This window comes from Campylobacter hominis ATCC BAA-381, from assembly GCF_000017585.1.
In the GTDB taxonomy this organism is placed as follows: domain Bacteria; phylum Campylobacterota; class Campylobacteria; order Campylobacterales; family Campylobacteraceae; genus Campylobacter_B; species Campylobacter_B hominis.
In genome coordinates this window covers 1,249,768-1,265,908 of sequence record NC_009714.1, presented here as the reverse complement: position 1 = coordinate 1,265,908, position 16,141 = coordinate 1,249,768, and the positions used below count along the sequence as shown (strand labels likewise).

The 16,141-nt window shown below is 32.4% G+C and carries 18 protein-coding genes; 3 read left to right on the top strand and 15 right to left on the bottom strand.

Annotated elements, in window-relative coordinates:
• Nucleotides 1–180: 180 nt before the first annotated feature.
• From CHAB381_RS06235 to CHAB381_RS06220, 4 genes are read right to left on the bottom strand one after another with little or no spacing between them, the layout of a single operon-like run.
• A complete protein-coding gene (locus CHAB381_RS06235; protein ID WP_012109184.1) occupies nt 181–738 on the bottom strand; it encodes a DedA family protein in 558 nt (185 codons plus the stop codon).
• The gene (locus CHAB381_RS06230; protein ID WP_012109182.1) at nt 738–1,304 is read right to left on the bottom strand and encodes a lipid-binding SYLF domain-containing protein; all 567 of its coding nucleotides are present in this window, start codon (nt 1,302–1,304) and stop codon (nt 738–740) included. Before CHAB381_RS06230 ends, CHAB381_RS06235 begins: the two co-directional genes overlap by 1 nt.
• Before the next feature lie 8 nt (nt 1,305–1,312).
• On the bottom strand, nt 1,313–2,866 hold the full coding sequence (gene rny, locus CHAB381_RS06225; RefSeq protein WP_041570508.1) for a ribonuclease Y: 1,554 nt from the start codon (nt 2,864–2,866) through the stop codon (nt 1,313–1,315).
• The gene (locus CHAB381_RS06220; RefSeq protein WP_012109180.1) at nt 2,799–3,422 is read right to left on the bottom strand and encodes a 5-formyltetrahydrofolate cyclo-ligase; all 624 of its coding nucleotides are present in this window, start codon (nt 3,420–3,422) and stop codon (nt 2,799–2,801) included. The genes rny and CHAB381_RS06220 overlap by 68 nt, the downstream gene beginning before the upstream one ends.
• Nucleotides 3,423–3,469: 47 nt before the next feature.
• Here CHAB381_RS06220 and CHAB381_RS06215 point away from each other — a divergent pair, with 47 nt between their 5' ends.
• Both CHAB381_RS06215 and ftsY read left to right on the top strand, forming a co-directional pair.
• A complete protein-coding gene (locus CHAB381_RS06215; RefSeq protein WP_012109179.1) occupies nt 3,470–4,027 on the top strand; it encodes a TlpA family protein disulfide reductase in 558 nt (185 codons plus the stop codon).
• Nucleotides 4,027–4,893, top strand: coding sequence for a signal recognition particle-docking protein FtsY (ftsY, locus tag CHAB381_RS06210; protein WP_012109178.1), 867 nt, complete (start codon nt 4,027–4,029; stop codon nt 4,891–4,893). Before CHAB381_RS06215 ends, ftsY begins: the two co-directional genes overlap by 1 nt.
• Before the next feature lie 244 nt (nt 4,894–5,137).
• Here ftsY and CHAB381_RS06205 read toward each other — a convergent pair whose 3' ends face one another.
• The 6 genes from CHAB381_RS06205 to CHAB381_RS06180 are packed head-to-tail and all read right to left on the bottom strand — an operon-like array spanning nt 5,138 to nt 10,328.
• Nucleotides 5,138–6,136, bottom strand: coding sequence for a bifunctional 3,4-dihydroxy-2-butanone 4-phosphate synthase/GTP cyclohydrolase II (locus CHAB381_RS06205; RefSeq protein ID WP_012109176.1), 999 nt, complete (start codon nt 6,134–6,136; stop codon nt 5,138–5,140).
• A 15-nt stretch (nt 6,137–6,151) separates the two neighbouring features.
• Nucleotides 6,152–6,649 (bottom strand): HIT family protein, encoded by a 498-nt coding sequence (locus tag CHAB381_RS06200; RefSeq protein WP_012109175.1) that lies wholly within the window; start codon nt 6,647–6,649, stop codon nt 6,152–6,154.
• Nucleotide 6,650: 1 nt separating this feature from the next.
• On the bottom strand, nt 6,651–7,436 hold the full coding sequence (gene trpC / locus CHAB381_RS06195) for an indole-3-glycerol phosphate synthase TrpC (RefSeq protein ID WP_012109174.1): 786 nt from the start codon (nt 7,434–7,436) through the stop codon (nt 6,651–6,653).
• Nucleotides 7,433–8,674 (bottom strand): tetratricopeptide repeat protein, encoded by a 1,242-nt coding sequence (locus tag CHAB381_RS06190; protein ID WP_012109173.1) that lies wholly within the window; start codon nt 8,672–8,674, stop codon nt 7,433–7,435. Before CHAB381_RS06190 ends, trpC begins: the two co-directional genes overlap by 4 nt.
• Nucleotides 8,671–9,378, bottom strand: a complete 708-nt coding sequence (locus CHAB381_RS06185) for a tRNA1(Val) (adenine(37)-N6)-methyltransferase (RefSeq protein ID WP_012109172.1) — start codon at nt 9,376–9,378, stop codon at nt 8,671–8,673. Before CHAB381_RS06185 ends, CHAB381_RS06190 begins: the two co-directional genes overlap by 4 nt.
• Nucleotides 9,375–10,328: an NAD(P)-binding domain-containing protein gene (locus CHAB381_RS06180; RefSeq protein WP_012109171.1), complete on the bottom strand. Its 954-nt coding sequence runs from the start codon at nt 10,326–10,328 to the stop codon at nt 9,375–9,377. Before CHAB381_RS06180 ends, CHAB381_RS06185 begins: the two co-directional genes overlap by 4 nt.
• Before the next feature lie 74 nt (nt 10,329–10,402).
• Here CHAB381_RS06180 and CHAB381_RS06175 point away from each other — a divergent pair, with 74 nt between their 5' ends.
• Nucleotides 10,403–11,626: a glutamate-5-semialdehyde dehydrogenase gene (locus CHAB381_RS06175; protein ID WP_012109170.1), complete on the top strand. Its 1,224-nt coding sequence runs from the start codon at nt 10,403–10,405 to the stop codon at nt 11,624–11,626.
• Between the two features lie 55 nt (nt 11,627–11,681).
• Here CHAB381_RS06175 and CHAB381_RS06170 read toward each other — a convergent pair whose 3' ends face one another.
• The 5 genes from CHAB381_RS06170 to CHAB381_RS06145 all read right to left on the bottom strand — a co-directional run bounded on the left by CHAB381_RS06170 (nt 11,682) and on the right by CHAB381_RS06145 (nt 16,141).
• A complete protein-coding gene (locus CHAB381_RS06170; protein ID WP_012109169.1) occupies nt 11,682–13,004 on the bottom strand; it encodes a sugar transferase in 1,323 nt (440 codons plus the stop codon).
• Between the two features lie 431 nt (nt 13,005–13,435).
• Nucleotides 13,436–13,570, bottom strand: coding sequence for a GtrA domain-containing protein (locus tag CHAB381_RS09245; RefSeq protein WP_370445524.1), 135 nt, complete (start codon nt 13,568–13,570; stop codon nt 13,436–13,438).
• A 626-nt stretch (nt 13,571–14,196) separates the two neighbouring features.
• Entirely contained in the window at nt 14,197–14,877 is a 681-nt protein-coding gene (locus CHAB381_RS06155) for a tRNA threonylcarbamoyladenosine dehydratase (RefSeq protein WP_012109166.1), read from the bottom strand.
• On the bottom strand, nt 14,862–15,635 hold the full coding sequence (gene surE / locus CHAB381_RS06150) for a 5'/3'-nucleotidase SurE (protein ID WP_012109165.1): 774 nt from the start codon (nt 15,633–15,635) through the stop codon (nt 14,862–14,864). The genes CHAB381_RS06155 and surE overlap by 16 nt, the downstream gene beginning before the upstream one ends.
• Nucleotides 15,632–16,141 carry a hypothetical protein gene (locus CHAB381_RS06145; RefSeq protein ID WP_012109164.1) on the bottom strand — a complete coding sequence of 170 codons (510 nt, stop codon included), beginning with the start codon at nt 16,139–16,141 and terminating at the stop codon, nt 15,632–15,634. The genes surE and CHAB381_RS06145 overlap by 4 nt, the downstream gene beginning before the upstream one ends.

Genomic DNA, 16,141 nt, shown 5'->3' with positions numbered 1-16,141 from the left:
TCATTATTATAATGATTTCGCCATAGATTTTACTTCATTTAAACAGTAAAACTAATTAAAGATGAAGATTACAAAAAAATAAAGCAATATTTTTTGGATAGAACAGGCAAAAATTTCAGATAAAGCTGAAAAAGTTTTCGGTGCTTATGAAATTTTAGATTTAAACAGCTTTAAAAATTTTTAATTTTGCTTTTTTGTCGCTTTTTTGAAATAAAAATAAATTGCTAAAATTAAAATTATTAAAAACAAAGGAAGCAGCCATTTTGGATTATTTTCATAAAATTTTATTATCAAATTTCCGGCATAAAAACTTGCAAGTCCTACAGAAATAGCCCAAATAGCCGAACTTATAAAATTTAAAATTGAAAATTTCATAAATGAAAATTTAGTAAGTGCAATCGCCATTGGAACCAGCGTTTTAAATCCGTAAATATATTTTTTAAATAAAATTATTATGCTTCCGTATTTTTTAAATAAAACTTGAGAAAGTGCTAAATTTCGGCGCTGTTTTCTTAAATACGGCAAAATTTCCTTTTTGTTAAATCTTGTCAGATAAAAAAGTGCGCTGTCTCCTAGAAAATTTGCACCGAATGCAATTAAAATCGATAACCAGATATTCATAGAGCCGCCGCCGCTTAAAATTCCTGCGGCAATAAGTGCAATCATTCCGCCGCCCAAAGAATAAAAAAATAGTATCAAATAGCCGTAAGTGGCTAAATTTGTAAGCATCTCCTGCACTATTTAGCCTTTTCTACAGCTTCTATAAGATTTGTGTAACCGTATGAACTTTGTGAGTAAATTTCAGAACCGTCTATTTCTAAAACTACGCCACCAAGACTTGCTCCTACAAATACACCGCTTTTATTTGTAAAAACGTAGATATCATCGCTAAATGCGTTTAAAGTGCCTAAATTTGCGGTTGCATTAAGAGCTGTGGCAGTTACATCGCCTCCTAATGTTATTTTTGAATTTTGTATATCGTTTAAAAGTTTATCACTCATTATAAAAACGACTAAATAGCTGTCTTCATATCCTATTTGGAATCCAAGACTTGCATTCGATATGTCCGCTTTCATTACTTGCGAACCGACTACCGCGACGCCTTCGCCAAACATTCCGCCTATTATGAAGCCTACTTTTTTGGCACTTGGAAAAATTAAAATCGCTTTTGCATTTTGCACGATATTTGAAACGCTTTTTCCTTGCATAACTATGTTAAACGTATTTGCACTATCAAGTAAAAGCTCTTCTTTTGCAAAAATGCTTGAAGTCAGTAAAAAAATAAAAATTATGATTTTTTTCATTTTAATCCTTATTTTGCATAATCTACAGCGCGTGTTTCTCGAATAATATTTACTTTTATTTCGCCTGGATATTGCACTTTAGCCTGAATTTCTTCCGCTATCTCTTTTGCTAACAAAACGGCTTCATCGTCATTTACAAGCTTTGCATTTGCTATTACTCTTATTTCGCGTCCCGCGTTTATCGCATAAGCTTGTTTTACACCTTCTTTGCTTGTGGCTATATTTTCTATTTCGCTGACTCTTTTCAAAAATGCTTCCAAAACTTCGCGTCTTGCCCCGGGTCTTGCAGCACTTAACACATCTGCGGTGCAGACTGCCGCACTTTCCACACTTGTAGGCTCTTCGTGTCCGTGATGAGCGTAAATTGCATTTATCACTACAGGATTTTCTTTATATCTTTTGCAAATTTCAGCTCCAAGATCCACGTGACTTCCTTCAAATTCGTGCGTCAAAGCTTTTCCTATATCGTGAAGAATTCCTGCTCTTCTTGCCAAATTTTCATCTCCGCCCGTTTCGGCTGCAATTATTCCTGCAAGATGCGCTACTTCAAGACTGTGAATTAAAGCATTTTGCCCGTAGCTTGCTCTAAATTTCAGTTTTCCTATAAGTTTTACAATTTCAGGATGAATTTTTGTAAGTCCCAAATCCATGACGATATTTTCGCCTTCTTCCTGTATACCTGCTTCAAATTCTTCACTTACTTTTTTATAGACATCTTCGATTCTTGCGGGTTGAATTCTTCCGTCTTCCACCAAAAGCTCGACGGTTCTTACAGCAATCGCTCTTCTATAAAGATTATGCGAGCTTAAAATAATCGCATTTGGCGTATCATCTATGATAACATCAACGCCTGAAATCATTTCAAGAGTTTTTATGTTTCTTCCGTCTTTGCCTATAATTCTACCTTTCAAATCGTCATTTTTTATGTTTACTACATTGATAAGCCGTTCTGCTGCATATTCACCCGCATATCTTGTTGTTGCTTGCGCTAAAATATAATTAGCATTTCTTTTTGCTTCTTTTTTCGCCTCTTCTTCATATTTCCTTACTATATGAGCGATTTCGGCGCGCGATTTTTCTTCTACTTTTTGTAAAATTTCACTTTTCGCTTCATCTTCTGTTAAACCGGCTACACGTTCCAAAAGCTTTAGGCTTTCTTCCACTTTCGTTTCATAAGTTTTTTTAAGTGATGTTCCTTCATCGTAAATTGTTTGAGCGGATTTTTTTTCTTTTTCAAGCTCTTCACGGCTGTCTTTTAAAATTTCCTGCTCGGTTAAAACGGTTTGTTCTTTTTTGCTTATTTCATCAAATTTTGCGTTGTAATCTTTTTGAAGTTTAAGAGCTTTATCTTCATAAGCTTTTTTAGCTTCAAACTCAGCTTCTTGCACTGAAATTTTCGAATTTCTTAAAATTCCCTCTGCTTCAAATTCTATCGCTTTTGCTTTTGCTTTTGCTTGTTCCAAAAAAATTTCATAATTTGCGTTGTTTATTTTTCTAGCTATTAAATATCCTACTAAAATGCCTACCACAGCGGCTATTAAGCCGATTAAGAACTCTATCATATTTTCCCTTTTTTAAATAAATTTTTTTTGGAGTTATATAAAAATCTCCCACTAAATCGTGTTTTTGAGAAATTTCAGCTTTTGTAAAATTATCACTCAAACTTACAAAAACTACAATCGGTTTCGTTTTTAAATGTGAAAAAAATATATCGTAGTATCCTTTTCCATGACCGATTCTTGCGAAATTCCCATCAACTCCAATACAAGGAATTATCGCCATATCAAGCCCGTTTTGTGTATTTTGATTTGGCGGTTGTTTCACGCCAAAACGTGCAATTTCAAAAGGGCGTCTTAATTTTACCATTTTAAAGCTAACATCTAACATAAAAGGCACTAAAAACTCTCTTTTGATTCTGTTTTTTGAAAAATTTTTTGCTAAAAGATATAAATTAGGTTCATAAAATAGCGGCATAAAAATTAAAATTTTTTTTGCTTTAAAAATTTCAATTAAATTTGAAACAATTTTTAAAATTTTATAATGAGCGCATTTTGCGTGTATTTTTGCACCTGTTTTAAGTCTGTTTTTTGCTGTAATTCTGAAATCTTTTTTATCCATTTTTAACTACTTTTTTTGTATAATTCCAAAAAATTTTAAGGAATTTTATGAAAAAATCAGTTTGGATTATAACATTTTTATTATTTACTTTCGGTATTTTTTATTTTTTTAAAAGCGAACCGAAAACCGCTTCAAAAACGCCTTTAATAGAGCAAAATGCAACATTGAGTACGGATTATACCAAACCTTTCAGATTAAATTTAACGGATAAAAATTTTATAAAAATGCAAAAAACAAAAAGCGGTTTCAGTATAGAAAATAATGCTACAATGACTATTTTTGCATTCTTTGCAAGTTGGTGCGAAGCGTGCAGAGTCCAAAATGAAATTTTAAACTCAATAGCTGCAAAATATACTTCAAATGTGCAAGTAATCGGTGTTTTAATAAATGATGATATAGATAAAAATGCTACTTACGCATTTGCCGATAATTTAAAATTTCCTGTGGCTTTCGGCGAGAGCAATGACTATTTTGCAGGTGCGCTTGGCGGCGTTGCAGGAATTCCTTTTATGGTTATGTTCGATAATAAAGGTAAAATAATAGAAAATTTTAGCGGACTGGTTCCGGAAGAAATTCTTTCTACTGAAATTGAAAGGAATTTTTAATGTTTAATTTTTTTAAAAAAGGGTTGGAAAAAACCATAAACTCTATGAAATTCGCAAACGCAGGTAAAAATAAAATTTCAAAAGAAATTTTGGAAGATATGCTGCTTGAAGCCGATGTCGATTATGATATCGTAGAAGAGATACTTTATTATTTGCCACCGCAAGATGATGTAAAAAAAGATGATTTAAAGCGGGTTATGAATACTTATTTTAAATATGAAAGTCCAGAAATTCCGCAAAGCAAACCTTTTGTAGAGCTTATTTTGGGAGTAAACGGTGCCGGAAAAACAACTTCCATAGCAAAACTTGCAAATCTTTATAAAAAATCCGGAAAAAGCGTAATTTTAGGCGCTTGCGATACTTTCAGAGCAGGAGCGATTGAACAGTTGAAGCTTTGGGCTGAAAAAATTGAAGTTCCGATAGTAGCCACTGCACAAGGACACGATCCTGCAGCAGTTGCTTTCGATACTATAAGTTCTGCCGTAGCAAAAAAAATAGATAATGTTTTAATTGATACAGCGGGTCGTCTTCAAAATCAAAAAAATCTTGCAAAAGAGCTTGAGAAAATCGTGCGAATAAGCGCAAAAGCTTTATCAAGTGCGCCGCATCGTAAGATAATCATACTTGATGCAACGCAAGGAAACAATAGTGTAATTCAAGCAAAAGCTTTTAATGAAATTGCCAAAATAGACGGAATAATAATTACAAAACTTGACGGAACGCCAAAAGGCGGAGCGCTTTTTGGAATTGCACGCGAACTTGAGATTCCGATACTTTATATTGGTGTCGGCGAAAAAATGGAAGATCTTATAGAATTTAATGCACAAAATTTTGTAGAAACTTTGGTGGATGGAATTTACGAGTAAAAATATTTTGCAACGCGGCAATTTTACAAAATCAAATAAATTTAAATTTTATATTTGGCAATAAAATCGCTTTTTACAAAAAATATAAAATTTTATATTGATTATTCGGATTTTAAGTTTGGCATTGTTTAGTGCAAAATTTATGTTAAACAAAATATTTTATAAAGTAAAACAGAAATTTCGCGTTATTTTCATTAAATTTTTGGCGCCAAAAAAATATAAATTTCAAAAATAAAAATGCCTATTAGATTATATCTATGTCAAAACCGCTGATTCCTGCGTATTCTTTCGGTGCACTCGCGCTTAGAATTTTTATTTTTTTAGCGTTCAAAGCTGCTAAAATTTGCGCGCCTATGCCGTAATCTTTGAAATTTTCACTATCTTTTGTTTTTGAGTTTAACATCAGCAAAATTCCGCCGTTTTTATCAAGGAATTTTATATCTTCCATGAAATTTGTGAAATTCGGTGAGCTTAAAAAATTTAAATCCGTTGAAATTTTGTGAAATTTAACATTTGTTATATTTGAAATTTTGCCGAAAATATAAGCTCTGTGGATATTCGCTTCGTGGTCTTTTATATCAAAAAACTCCGCCTTAAAACCGCAAATTTCACCAATTTGTTTTTCGCCGAATTTTATCAAAGTTTCTTTTTTTAAGCGGTATTCTACGATTTGAGCGACTGATATCATATTTATACTATGTACTTTGCAAAATTTTTCCAAATCATCTCTTCTTGCCATATTTCCATCGCTTTTTACAATTTCGCAAATTGCCGCCATCGGTAAAATTCCTGCTAAACGGCACAAATCGGTTGAGCCTTCAGTGTGGCCGGTTCTACTGAGCACACCGCCTTTTTTTGCAATAAGCGGAAAAATGTGTCCCGGACGCACGAAATCGGCGGGTTTTGAAGTTTGTTTCGCCATCAATTCTATTGTCATATTTCGCTCGAATGCGCTGACACCTGTAATTGCTTCTTTTGCGTCGATTGTTACCGTAAAAGCTGTTTCATGGTTAGATGTGTTTTTATCCACCATTAACTCAAGTCCGAGTCTTTTGGCATTTGCTTCGTCAAGCGCCACGCAAAGCACGCCTTTTGCGTGTGTGATAGCAAAATTTACCTTTTGTAGGTTTGTAAAATTTGCCGCAAACACTAAATCCCCTTCATTTTCTCTATCCACATCATCGACCATTACAATCATTTTTCCGTTTTTTATATCTTCCAGTGCTTGTTCTACACTTACCATTTTTTTTCCTTTATTTTATTTTTTTAAACTTGAAATTTCATCAAATCCGGCTTTGATTTTCTCATAGAGCGGATAGAACGAAACGCCGTTAACTCTTACATTTGCTATTGTTGTGATAAAATTTGTATCACCTTCCCATCGCGGAACCAAATGATAATGTACATGTTCTGCAATTCCGGCTCCTGCCGCCTTTCCAAGATTCATACCGATATTAACGCCTTTTGCGCCTGCCTTAGTTTTTAAAATTTCAACGCCTTTTCTAACGAAAAAGCTTATTTCCTGCCATGCTTCTTCACTTAGAAGTTCGATTTTATCGGTATGCTCATAAGGTATAACCATAAAAGCGCCAGGACTGTAAGGATAAAGATTCATAATTCCAAAACAGAAATCGGCTCTAAATAATACGCCTTGTTTTTCATCCATTTTGGGATGTGCTACGATACTGCAAAAAGGGCAATCTTTCGGTTTTTCAGTAAAATAATCGCTTCTCCATGGCGCACAAATATAATCCATCTCAAACTCCTTTCATTTCGCGTACGGCAGCACAGATATCGTTTTGACGCATAAAGTGTTCTCCTATCAAAAACGCATCAACGCCGACTTTATTCAAGTTTACCAGTTGTTCGCGCGAGTTCAGTCCGCTTTCAGCTACTATTATTTTGCCGTTTGGAATAAGTGGCACCAGTTCTTCCGCCAAATTCATATGCAAACTGAAATCGTTTAAATCACGGTGATTTATGCCGATTATATTTGCCCCGGATAAAGTAGCATTAAGCAGATCTTTTTTGTCATGTACTTCAACAAGTGCTTCAAGCCCGATATGATGAGTAAATTCAAGCAGTTTTTTCAGCTCTTTCAGACTTAAAGCTTTTGCGATAAGCAGCACAAAATCGGCGCCGTAAACCAATGCCTCTAAAATTTGATATTCATCAATAATAAAATCTTTTCTTAGAATAGGCATTTTTGTGTAACGGCGAATTTGTGATATAAACTCCAAATCGCCTTTAAAAAAATGAGGCTCTGTAAGCACTGAAAATGCGTCAGCTCCGGCTTTTTCATACTCTCTTGCAATTTCAACAGGTTTAAAATATTCTCTTATGACACCTTTGCTCGGACTTGCTTTTTTGATTTCGCAAATTAGCTTAAAAGGTTCATTCGGTGTGCTTTTTAGTGCTTTTATAACATCTCTTGGCATATATGGATTTGCCGATAGGCTTCTTCCTAAAAGTTCAAAAGAAAGCATTTTTTTGCGCCTTTTTAAATCTTCACGCGTTTTTTTTAAAATTTCATCTAAAATCACTTTTTCGCCTTTTTTATACATTCGCTTATTGCTTTTAGATGTTCTTTTGCTTCATCGCTTTTCATGAATTCTTCATTGTCTGATATTTTTTTCATAATTTTTGCGGCTTTATTGCATTTGCCGAGTTTATATTCGCCCCACGCAAGAGAATCCAAAAAATAAACGGAATCTGGCTCATTTTCCAAAGCTTTTTTTACAAGTTTTATTCCGCGTTTTATGTCTATATCGTGGTCTATTAAGACATATCCGTAGTAATTTTGATAGATTGGCATATTAAGTTTTTCTATTATCGGATCAAATTTAGCCATTACATTTTTTAAAATTTCAGTTGTGATTTTTCCGCGATTTTTTTCATATTCATAAATCGCATCCATGCCTAAAAATTCGTTATCGCCGCTTTTTTCAAACTCTTTAACAGCTAATCTTTGCGCCTCGTCAAATTTATTCATTCCGGCATAAATTTGAATCAAAAGTTTTGCGTCGTAATCATATTTTTTTAAAAGTTCAATTGCTTTATCATTATTTTTGATATACAAATATGCTGAAATTGCGTTGTCGAGATAATAATTTTCTTTTTTTTGTACGTAAGCTGCTTCCGAAATTTCTGCAAAATTTTGAAAATCGCGCCTCATTTTATAAATTTCAGCCAAAATATCACAAACTTTTTTGCCGCATCCTATAAGTTTTCTGTGTGTTTGCAAATATCTGATCGCTTTTTCGGCATCTTTCTTTTTGAGCAGCAGAACCTGCGAAATTTTTAAAACGTTTTCTTCGCTTTGGTTTAGCTCGTAAGAGCGTTCGTAGCTATCCAAAGCCTTATCATATTCGTTTGAAAAATAATATGTATCGCCTAAAAGCGAGTAATTTTTCGCATTTTTTTCTATATCTATAAGTTCTTTAGCTAGAACTGAAGCCGCATTGAAGTTTTGGACTCTTATATAATTCATAATTTTTAACTTTAAAAATTCACTGTCGCCGTTTAAAACCTCATCACCTAATTTAAGAAGTTCGTTTAAACTTGAATTTTTTGATATTGTGGCAAGCTTTATCGCCTCTTTCAGGTAAATTCCGGCGCCTGTTCTGTCATAAAGATTTTTATAAATTTTAATTGCTTCATCAGGTTTTGAGTTTGATAAATTAAGTGCTTTAAGCACATTAAAATTTATATCTTCATCGTTTATATCGGCTCCGAAAATTGTAATATTTAAAAATAAAAAACATGCCAAAATTTTTTTCATAATTCGTAATCTACACTTTCTAAATTTGCTTTTTTAAAAATAGCGCTTGTGTTTTTGCTGTAATTTTCGCCGTCATACATAAAATCAGGGCTTAAAATTTTAAGTCCTGATTTTGAGTTTTTTTTCGCATGAATCAGTGCAAGAGCTGATTCTTTTCCTACTTTTGAATGTATGAATTTCAAACTCAGAACGCTGAATTTGCTTGCTTTTAAAGTTTCAAAAATTTCACTTAAAACTTTGGCTTCATAGCAAAAAATAAGCTCGCCGTTTTGCTTTAAATTTAAGCTTGAGCTTTTTATAAAATCTTTTAAGCTTAAATTTAAATCAAATTTACTTATCAATTTATGCTCATTTGTTGTTTTTGTATTTTTAGCGTTGTAAAATGGTGGATTTGAGACGATGAAATCGAATTTTTGGCTTGTAAGAAATTCGTTGAAATCATTTATTAAAATTTCGCAATCAAGTTCGTTTTCAGTTACATTTTTTCTTAAAATTTGAAAATTTTCACTTTGAATTTCAAGCAGACTGATTTTAAAATTTTTAAAATCTCTAGCAAGTAAAAGTCCCAAAATTCCACATCCTGCACCTACATCCAAAATTTTGCCGCCTTTATATCTTTTAGCTAAAATTTCAGCTGCAAAATCCCATAAAAAAAGGGTATCGCTTGTATAACGATACCCAGATTTGAATTGAAAAATTCTCATTTTTTCAAAATATCTTTTATAATCATATGCGCATGATTTATGGCAACTACAATTGATCCACCGTTTCGCGTGATGAGATCTCCACCTACGTAAAGTCCATTTATATTTGTGGCGCAGTTTTCATTTACAATCGGAATGCCTTTTTCGTCCAATTTTATATTGCATGTTTTAAGAAAATTAATCGGACTTGTGCCGCCGATTGCGTAAATTACGCGGTCATAAACGAGCTCCATTCCGCATTTAAATTTAACAAGAACTTTGCCGTTTTCATTTTCAAGCTCTTTTATATCCGTATCAAGGCGTAAAATAATATTTCCGTAACGAGTTTCGTGCATTATGGCTTTTTCATTTATTTCATTTAAACGGGTAAATTTCGGCTTTCTATAACAAAGCGTAACTATGTTCGTTTTGCAAAGTGATAGCGCATATTCTGCAGCGGCATTTCCACCGCCTACAATTAGAACTTTTTCGTTTATTCCGCATTTATCAAGATTAAAATTTACTCTTTGAACGATAGATGGCGGAATTTTGTAATCAGGTTTATTCGGTTTATTCATTCTACCGATGGCAATTATTACATTGTTGGCCCTAAAACCTGAATTTACAGTAGTAATGCAAAACGGACCGTCATTCAGTTTTTCAACTTTTTCGACCTCCATTTTAAAAAAACTGTCAAATTCTTCCGAATCTAAAAGTTCGTCAAAATAGTTCAGCACACTTTCTTTCGTGCCGGTTTCAAATCCTACATTGCCTATAGTGTGGCTGTTTAAACCTTTATATTCTTTATCAACGCGTTTTTTATCTTTGTAAAATTGACGGATAGTTTGCGAATGGTTATCACCTTTTTCTAAAAGCAGCACTGTTTTGATGCCTTGTTTTTTCGCTTCCACTACGGATGCGATACCGCAAGGCCCGCCGCCGACGACAGCCAGGTCGTAGACATTTATCATTTTTCTACCTTTTAAGAAATTTTTATTATAATAACATTATTTGGCAAATAAAAATTTTAAACAAGGTGGAAAATATGGTTGAATTATTAAAAAAAGTGCGAAATTCCGTGAATATTTTGTCAAGTTTAACTCCGGTTGTAAAAGAAAAAGTTATTTTGGATATGGCAAAATTTTTGGATAGTTTCAGAGCTGAAATTCTGCTTGCAAACGATAACGATATAAAGGCGGCAAAACTTGCAAATTTACCTTTTGCGATGATTGAAAGACTCAAACTGGATAATAAAAAAATTGATGCTATGATAAGTTCACTTGAAATGACAGCCGCTCTTAAAGATCCCGTCGGGCGCGTAATCGATGGCTGGATAAATGCTGACGGTTTAAAGATAGAAAAAATAGCCATTCCGATAGGTGTAATTTGTGTAATTTACGAATCCCGTCCGAATGTTACAACAGAAGTGGCTTCGCTTTGTTTTAAAAGCGGAAACGCTGTGATTTTAAAAGGCGGAAAAGAGGCTTTTAACTCAAACAAAGCCATTGTAAAAGTTATAAAAACCGCGCTTAAAAATAACGGTGTCGATGAAAATGCAGTTACTTTCATAGAAAGCACGGAGCGCTCTGTAACCGAAGAACTGATAAAATACGATAATTTTATAGATGTTATAATTCCACGCGGCGGCGAATCTTTGGTGCGCTTTGTAAGTGAGAATTCGCGAATTCCTGTTATAAAGCACGATAAAGGACTTTGTCATATTTTTGTAGATGAAAGTGCCGATTTTGATGAAGCTTTAGCAATTTGCAAAAATGCAAAAACACAAAATCCGAGCGCTTGCAATGCGGTCGAGACAGTTTTAGTGCATAAAAATACAGCGGCAAAATTTTTGCCTGCTTTACGCAAAAATTTACAAAGTGTGAAAATTTACGGCTCCAAAAAGGCGCAGGATTTTATAAAACTTGACGGAGAAGCTGATTTTGAGCGTGAATATTTGGATTTCGCTTTAAACATTGATGTTGTAAGTGGCGTAGATGAAGCGATTTCTCATATTTTGAAATTCAGTTCTCATCATAGTGAAGCGATACTTAGTCAAAATGAGAGAAATATAGAAAAATTTTTAAATAGCCTTGATAGCGCTTGCCTTTATGTCAATGCTTCGACGCGTTTCAGTGACGGATTTCAGTTCGGTTTCGGCGCTGAAATTGGTATAAGCACAAATAAACTGCATGCAAGAGGACCGGTCGGACTGAATGAACTTACGACTTATAAATATATAGTGCGCGGAAATGGGCAAATAAGAAAATAATTTTTTGGAATTTTGATGAGTATAAAGTAAAATGAATTATTTTTTAAACATAAATTTAACTTGCGCCTTCGCGTTTTAGAACTATTAAAATTGTTTTAAAGATTATAATTAAATCTGTATAAACAGTCCAATTTTTAACATACCAAATATCATTTTGCGTGCGAATTTTAAAATCTGTATTTCCGCGCCCTAAAATTTGTGCAAGACCTGTAAGACCAGGCTTAACACTAAGAAGTATATTAAGATCGTTTTTGCATATACCTGCTTTTTCACGTTCTCCTGTAATAAATGGTCTCGGACCAACAATACTCATATCCGTTTTAAGCACATTTATGATTTGCGGAAGTTCGTCAAGTGAGCTCTTTCGTAAAAAATTACCGATTTTTGTAATTCTGGGATCGTGCTCGTATTTGTGATATTTTTCATAAAATTCTATTTCATGAGGATTATCTTTTAAATATTTATCCATTATTTCATCGCCGTTTTCTCTCATAGAACGAAATTTGTAACAATAAAATTCTTTATAATTTTGTCCCATTCGTTTTTGGCGAAAAAATATACTTCCGTGCGGTTCTTCAAGTTTTATACAAATTGCAATAATACAAAATATTAAAAATAAAAACGGAAGAGCCAAAATGCATAAAAAATAATCAAATGCAACTTTAAAAAAGCGATTAATCGGTTTTAAAAGCGAATTTTCAAGCATTATCAGATTTGTTTGAGAATTGAAAATATTAAATATAAAAGCGTTTGAAATGTCATAATCACGAATTATCGGTGTAAAGATTACTTCTTTATGGTTTAAAATATTTTCTTGAATCAGATTTTCTAATTTATCTGAATTCAGTCCGTTTGCAGCTATAAAAATCGTATCATAATCTTTGCGCGAAAATTTATATCCTAAATAATGATTTTTAAAAATTTCAGCACGAAAATTTTTATCAGTATTTATTGCGATTGCATTTTTTGCCCAAAAACCCGTTTTATAAAGAGAAATTTTAATTATAAGTTTAAAAACAGGTGCAATAAAAACTAAAATCATAAATGAAAGTGTTAAAATTATGCGTGAAAAATTTAAATTTTTAGCTAAAGCCAGGATTGCAAAAATAATTATGAAACTAAGCAAGGATGATTTAATAATTATAAAATTTTCGTGCCAAAAATCAAAATGTTTAGTGTAAATTCCTTGATAGAAAAATATAAGTAGAGTTATAAAATAAATATGAGTAAAATTTATATATTGTGAAATTTGATGGATATCCGATATTCCAAAAATCGGATTTAGTGTATTTTTTATAGTGACTGCCAGCAAAAGCGAACAAAAAATTGCAAAAATATCGGCTAAAAGCAATATTGTAAAACATATTAATTTTTTCAAAAAAAGACTTCCTTGCTCTGTAAAAAAAACTTAAATTATATTTTTGTATTGTAACACAATTTGCTTAAAATTTATGAATATTCGTAATATAAAATGAATGAAAATTGGTGTAATTTAATTAAAATATGATTTTAATTATTTTTTAAATTTATAGTTTTGCGGTTTCGCGGTTAAAATTTATAATAGCTGAAATTTTATAAATGAAAAGAAAATTCGCGGTATTTTATTTTTTACATAGGTTATTAAAAATTTCGCCTTTTTTGATACTTTCAGTAAAAACGGCTTTTGGTATCGTCCCTTATGATGTATATTATATGCTAATTATTTTTAAACACCAAAATTTATACTAAAAAGATATTCGCTTATAGTATAAATTTCGCCAGCAAAAATTTGTGATATATAGGGATTTATGCCTAAGCTTAGGCAAATTTTTAAGAGTTGTAAAATTTAAAATTATAAGCCGTCAGCATAGCTAAAGTAAATTTTATAAACTCTTTTTTACCTTTAAAAGTAAAAATTTTATCCATAACATAAGAAAATATTATTCCGACAGTGTATCCGATCAAATTTGAAATTTCAGGGCTTACCCTAAAAAAATAAGTGAAAAAATTATTCCAAAAACCGACTATTTTATAAATTTTTTATCTGTTATCATTTAAATTCGACAATAAAACAATTATTATCATATTTAGTGATTTTACGTATATGTGTATTTAGTACTTTGATTATTTTGTTTCGTCTTTATAACATTTTGTTAAAATATATTTTCTTTGAAAACTGAAATTTTGAAAATTTGCACTGCCTGACCGGTACCAATATGGGCGCAGTCTTTGAAATACAAGCGAATTTATGATTGGAAAATTTTTGATACTATTTTTTACTACAGGCGAATCATCGATACCTTTTGCTATGATACCTTTTGCTATAAAAATATTAAATTTAAGTTCTTTTATTATCGCAGAAGTTTTATTCTCACTGCCATCATCTATAAAAAGTCAAATCTTTATCTGTTTCGTAATGATTTTTTTAGTTGTTTCATAGAATTTACCTTATGTCAGTTCTTCATTGTAGCAAGGAACTACAATCGAGAGAGAGAAGATTGCACATTAAAATTTTCTGAATTTTTAAACATTACTATGTCTTTTAAAAAAATATAAGTTTGACATTATAAATTGTTTTTTAATTAAAAAACCTAAAATATCAGTTTTTCTATCACTTTTGCGGCAAGTATATTTCCGAATGTAGCTGTAACCGCCATAAAACTGCCGAGAGCTTTTATATTCTGAGGTAATTCAAGTGAGAAAACGACTTCAAAATCTCCCTTAAAGTCAGCTTTTTTAAGTTCTTCACGAAATTTTCTTGCGAACGGATCGTTTTTGGTCTTCCAGACGGAAGACGTTCGTATTTGCAAAGGATCAAGCCTTTTTGCCGCTCCCATTGAACTTATAAAATTTAAGTTATTTTGCGCGCATATTTTTGCCAGTAAAATTTTTGCTTTTATATCATCAACCGCGTCAATTACAAAATCAAACTCGTTGAAATTAAAATTTCGCGCAAAATTTTCATCAATTTTTTCGCAAATTCCTTTTACACCTGAGAAATTTTGCTCAAATGCCGCCGTTTTATAAACACCTAAATTTTCGCTTAAAATTTGGCGATTCTGATTTGTGATTTCAAATTTATCATTGTCTATTACGATTAGATGTGTAACGCCGCTTCTATAAAGCGCACTGATAGCTGCGCCTCCGACGCCACCGCATCCGCAAACTAAAATTTTGGCATTTTGCAAAATTTCGAATTTTTCATCAAAAAGAGCTCTGGAGCGCGTAAATCTGTCTATTTTTATGAAGTCTTTATTTAAATTTTCAGCCATTTTTCAAGTCCGTTTATCTGTTCGTAAGCCGTCATATCCGGTTTTATAGGCGTCAGCGTCGCAAAACCTTCACTCAAAAGTCCGATATCTGTATTTTGATTTTCTGAAATATCAAATTTTATGTCCATTTTTCCGAGCCAATAATACTTTTTTCCGCGCGGATTTATGCCGTTTTGCGCGTTTGTATCATAAAATTTTCGTCCCGCAGGCGCTATTTTAAGACCTTTAAAATCTTTTTTACAAACAGATGGAATATTTAAATTTAAAAATTGTTTATTTAAAAGTGGAAAACCGTTCTCAAAAATTTTGCAAACAACTTTATAAGCGATATCACAAGCCAAATCAAAACCTGAATTTTTTAAACTTTTACCTGTAAAAAATTGACTTACTGCAAGCGAAGGAATTCCTTGCAAGGCTCCTTGCATAGCTGCACCGCAAGTTCCTGAGCAAGTTATGTCTTCTGCTATATTGGCACCATGGTTTATTCCGCTTACAATCAAATCAGGTTTTGTTTTGAAAAGTGCATGAAGTCCCAAATAAACACAATCTGCAGGAGTAGCGTCATCTAATTTATAAAAATTTTCATCTATTTTTATAAAGCGAAGCGGTCTTGTTAGAGTCAAAGATTGCGATGATCCTGATTTTTCCGTGCTTGGAGCGGCTATCACGACATTTGCGATTTTTCCTAATTTTTTGGCAAGCTCTAAAAGTCCTTTCGCTTCGAATCCGTCGTCATTTGTAAGAAGTATATTTTTCATTTTAAACCCGCTTGTTCGCATATTTGTTCGTTTATCTCAACGATAAATGTTACATCTGTCGGATAATTATAAAAATATCTATGAATTTCCGCGTAACCTTTTTTTATCGAGCTTCGTTTTGTTTGTTGAGCGCAAATTTGTTTAATCATATTGTTTTTCATATTTTCCATAGCTTTTTGTCTGTCTTCAGGTTTTCCAGCCGCCCAAAACGATGTCAAAGAGTAGTCGAAGACGGCAAAATTTTTATCCGCGAAAACATTTTCAAAAATTATAAAATCATTTATTCTAAATCTATTTCTTATTCCGCCGAATTTCTTTGCAAATTCGCTAACTTCGTATTTTGCGATATCTTCCGCATTCATATTTTTTGTTGTATTTTTGTAGTTATTTATAAATTCAGGACTTTCATAAATTTGAGTTTCCTCCACCATTTCATTTTGTGCGCAACCTATAAAAAATAAACTAAAAATTGCGCTAAAAGCCGTAAAAAGCAGTAGTTTTTTCAT

Bases quoted from the DNA above. Each gene is read 5' to 3' on its own strand.
- CHAB381_RS06145 (WP_012109164.1), bottom strand. From the start codon at position 16,141: ATGAAAAAACTACTGCTTTTTACGGCTTTTAGCGCAATTTTTAGTTTA.
- CHAB381_RS06220 (WP_012109180.1), bottom strand. From the start codon at position 3,422: ATGGATAAAAAAGATTTCAGAATTACAGCAAAAAACAGACTTAAAACA.
- CHAB381_RS06185 (WP_012109172.1), bottom strand. From the start codon at position 9,378: ATGAGAATTTTTCAATTCAAATCTGGGTATCGTTATACAAGCGATACC.
- CHAB381_RS06205 (WP_012109176.1), bottom strand. From the start codon at position 6,136: ATGGTAAGTGTAGAACAAGCACTGGAAGATATAAAAAACGGAAAAATG.
- CHAB381_RS06175 (WP_012109170.1), top strand. From the start codon at position 10,403: ATGGTTGAATTATTAAAAAAAGTGCGAAATTCCGTGAATATTTTGTCA.
- CHAB381_RS06155 (WP_012109166.1), bottom strand. From the start codon at position 14,877: ATGGCTGAAAATTTAAATAAAGACTTCATAAAAATAGACAGATTTACG.
- CHAB381_RS06215 (WP_012109179.1), top strand. From the start codon at position 3,470: ATGAAAAAATCAGTTTGGATTATAACATTTTTATTATTTACTTTCGGT.
- CHAB381_RS06180 (WP_012109171.1), bottom strand. From the start codon at position 10,328: ATGATAAATGTCTACGACCTGGCTGTCGTCGGCGGCGGGCCTTGCGGT.
- CHAB381_RS06200 (WP_012109175.1), bottom strand. From the start codon at position 6,649: ATGGATTATATTTGTGCGCCATGGAGAAGCGATTATTTTACTGAAAAA.
- CHAB381_RS06190 (WP_012109173.1), bottom strand. From the start codon at position 8,674: ATGAAAAAAATTTTGGCATGTTTTTTATTTTTAAATATTACAATTTTC.
- surE (WP_012109165.1), bottom strand. From the start codon at position 15,635: ATGAAAAATATACTTCTTACAAATGACGACGGATTCGAAGCGAAAGGA.
- ftsY (WP_012109178.1), top strand. From the start codon at position 4,027: ATGTTTAATTTTTTTAAAAAAGGGTTGGAAAAAACCATAAACTCTATG.
- rny (WP_041570508.1), bottom strand. From the start codon at position 2,866: ATGATAGAGTTCTTAATCGGCTTAATAGCCGCTGTGGTAGGCATTTTA.
- CHAB381_RS06230 (WP_012109182.1), bottom strand. From the start codon at position 1,304: ATGAAAAAAATCATAATTTTTATTTTTTTACTGACTTCAAGCATTTTT.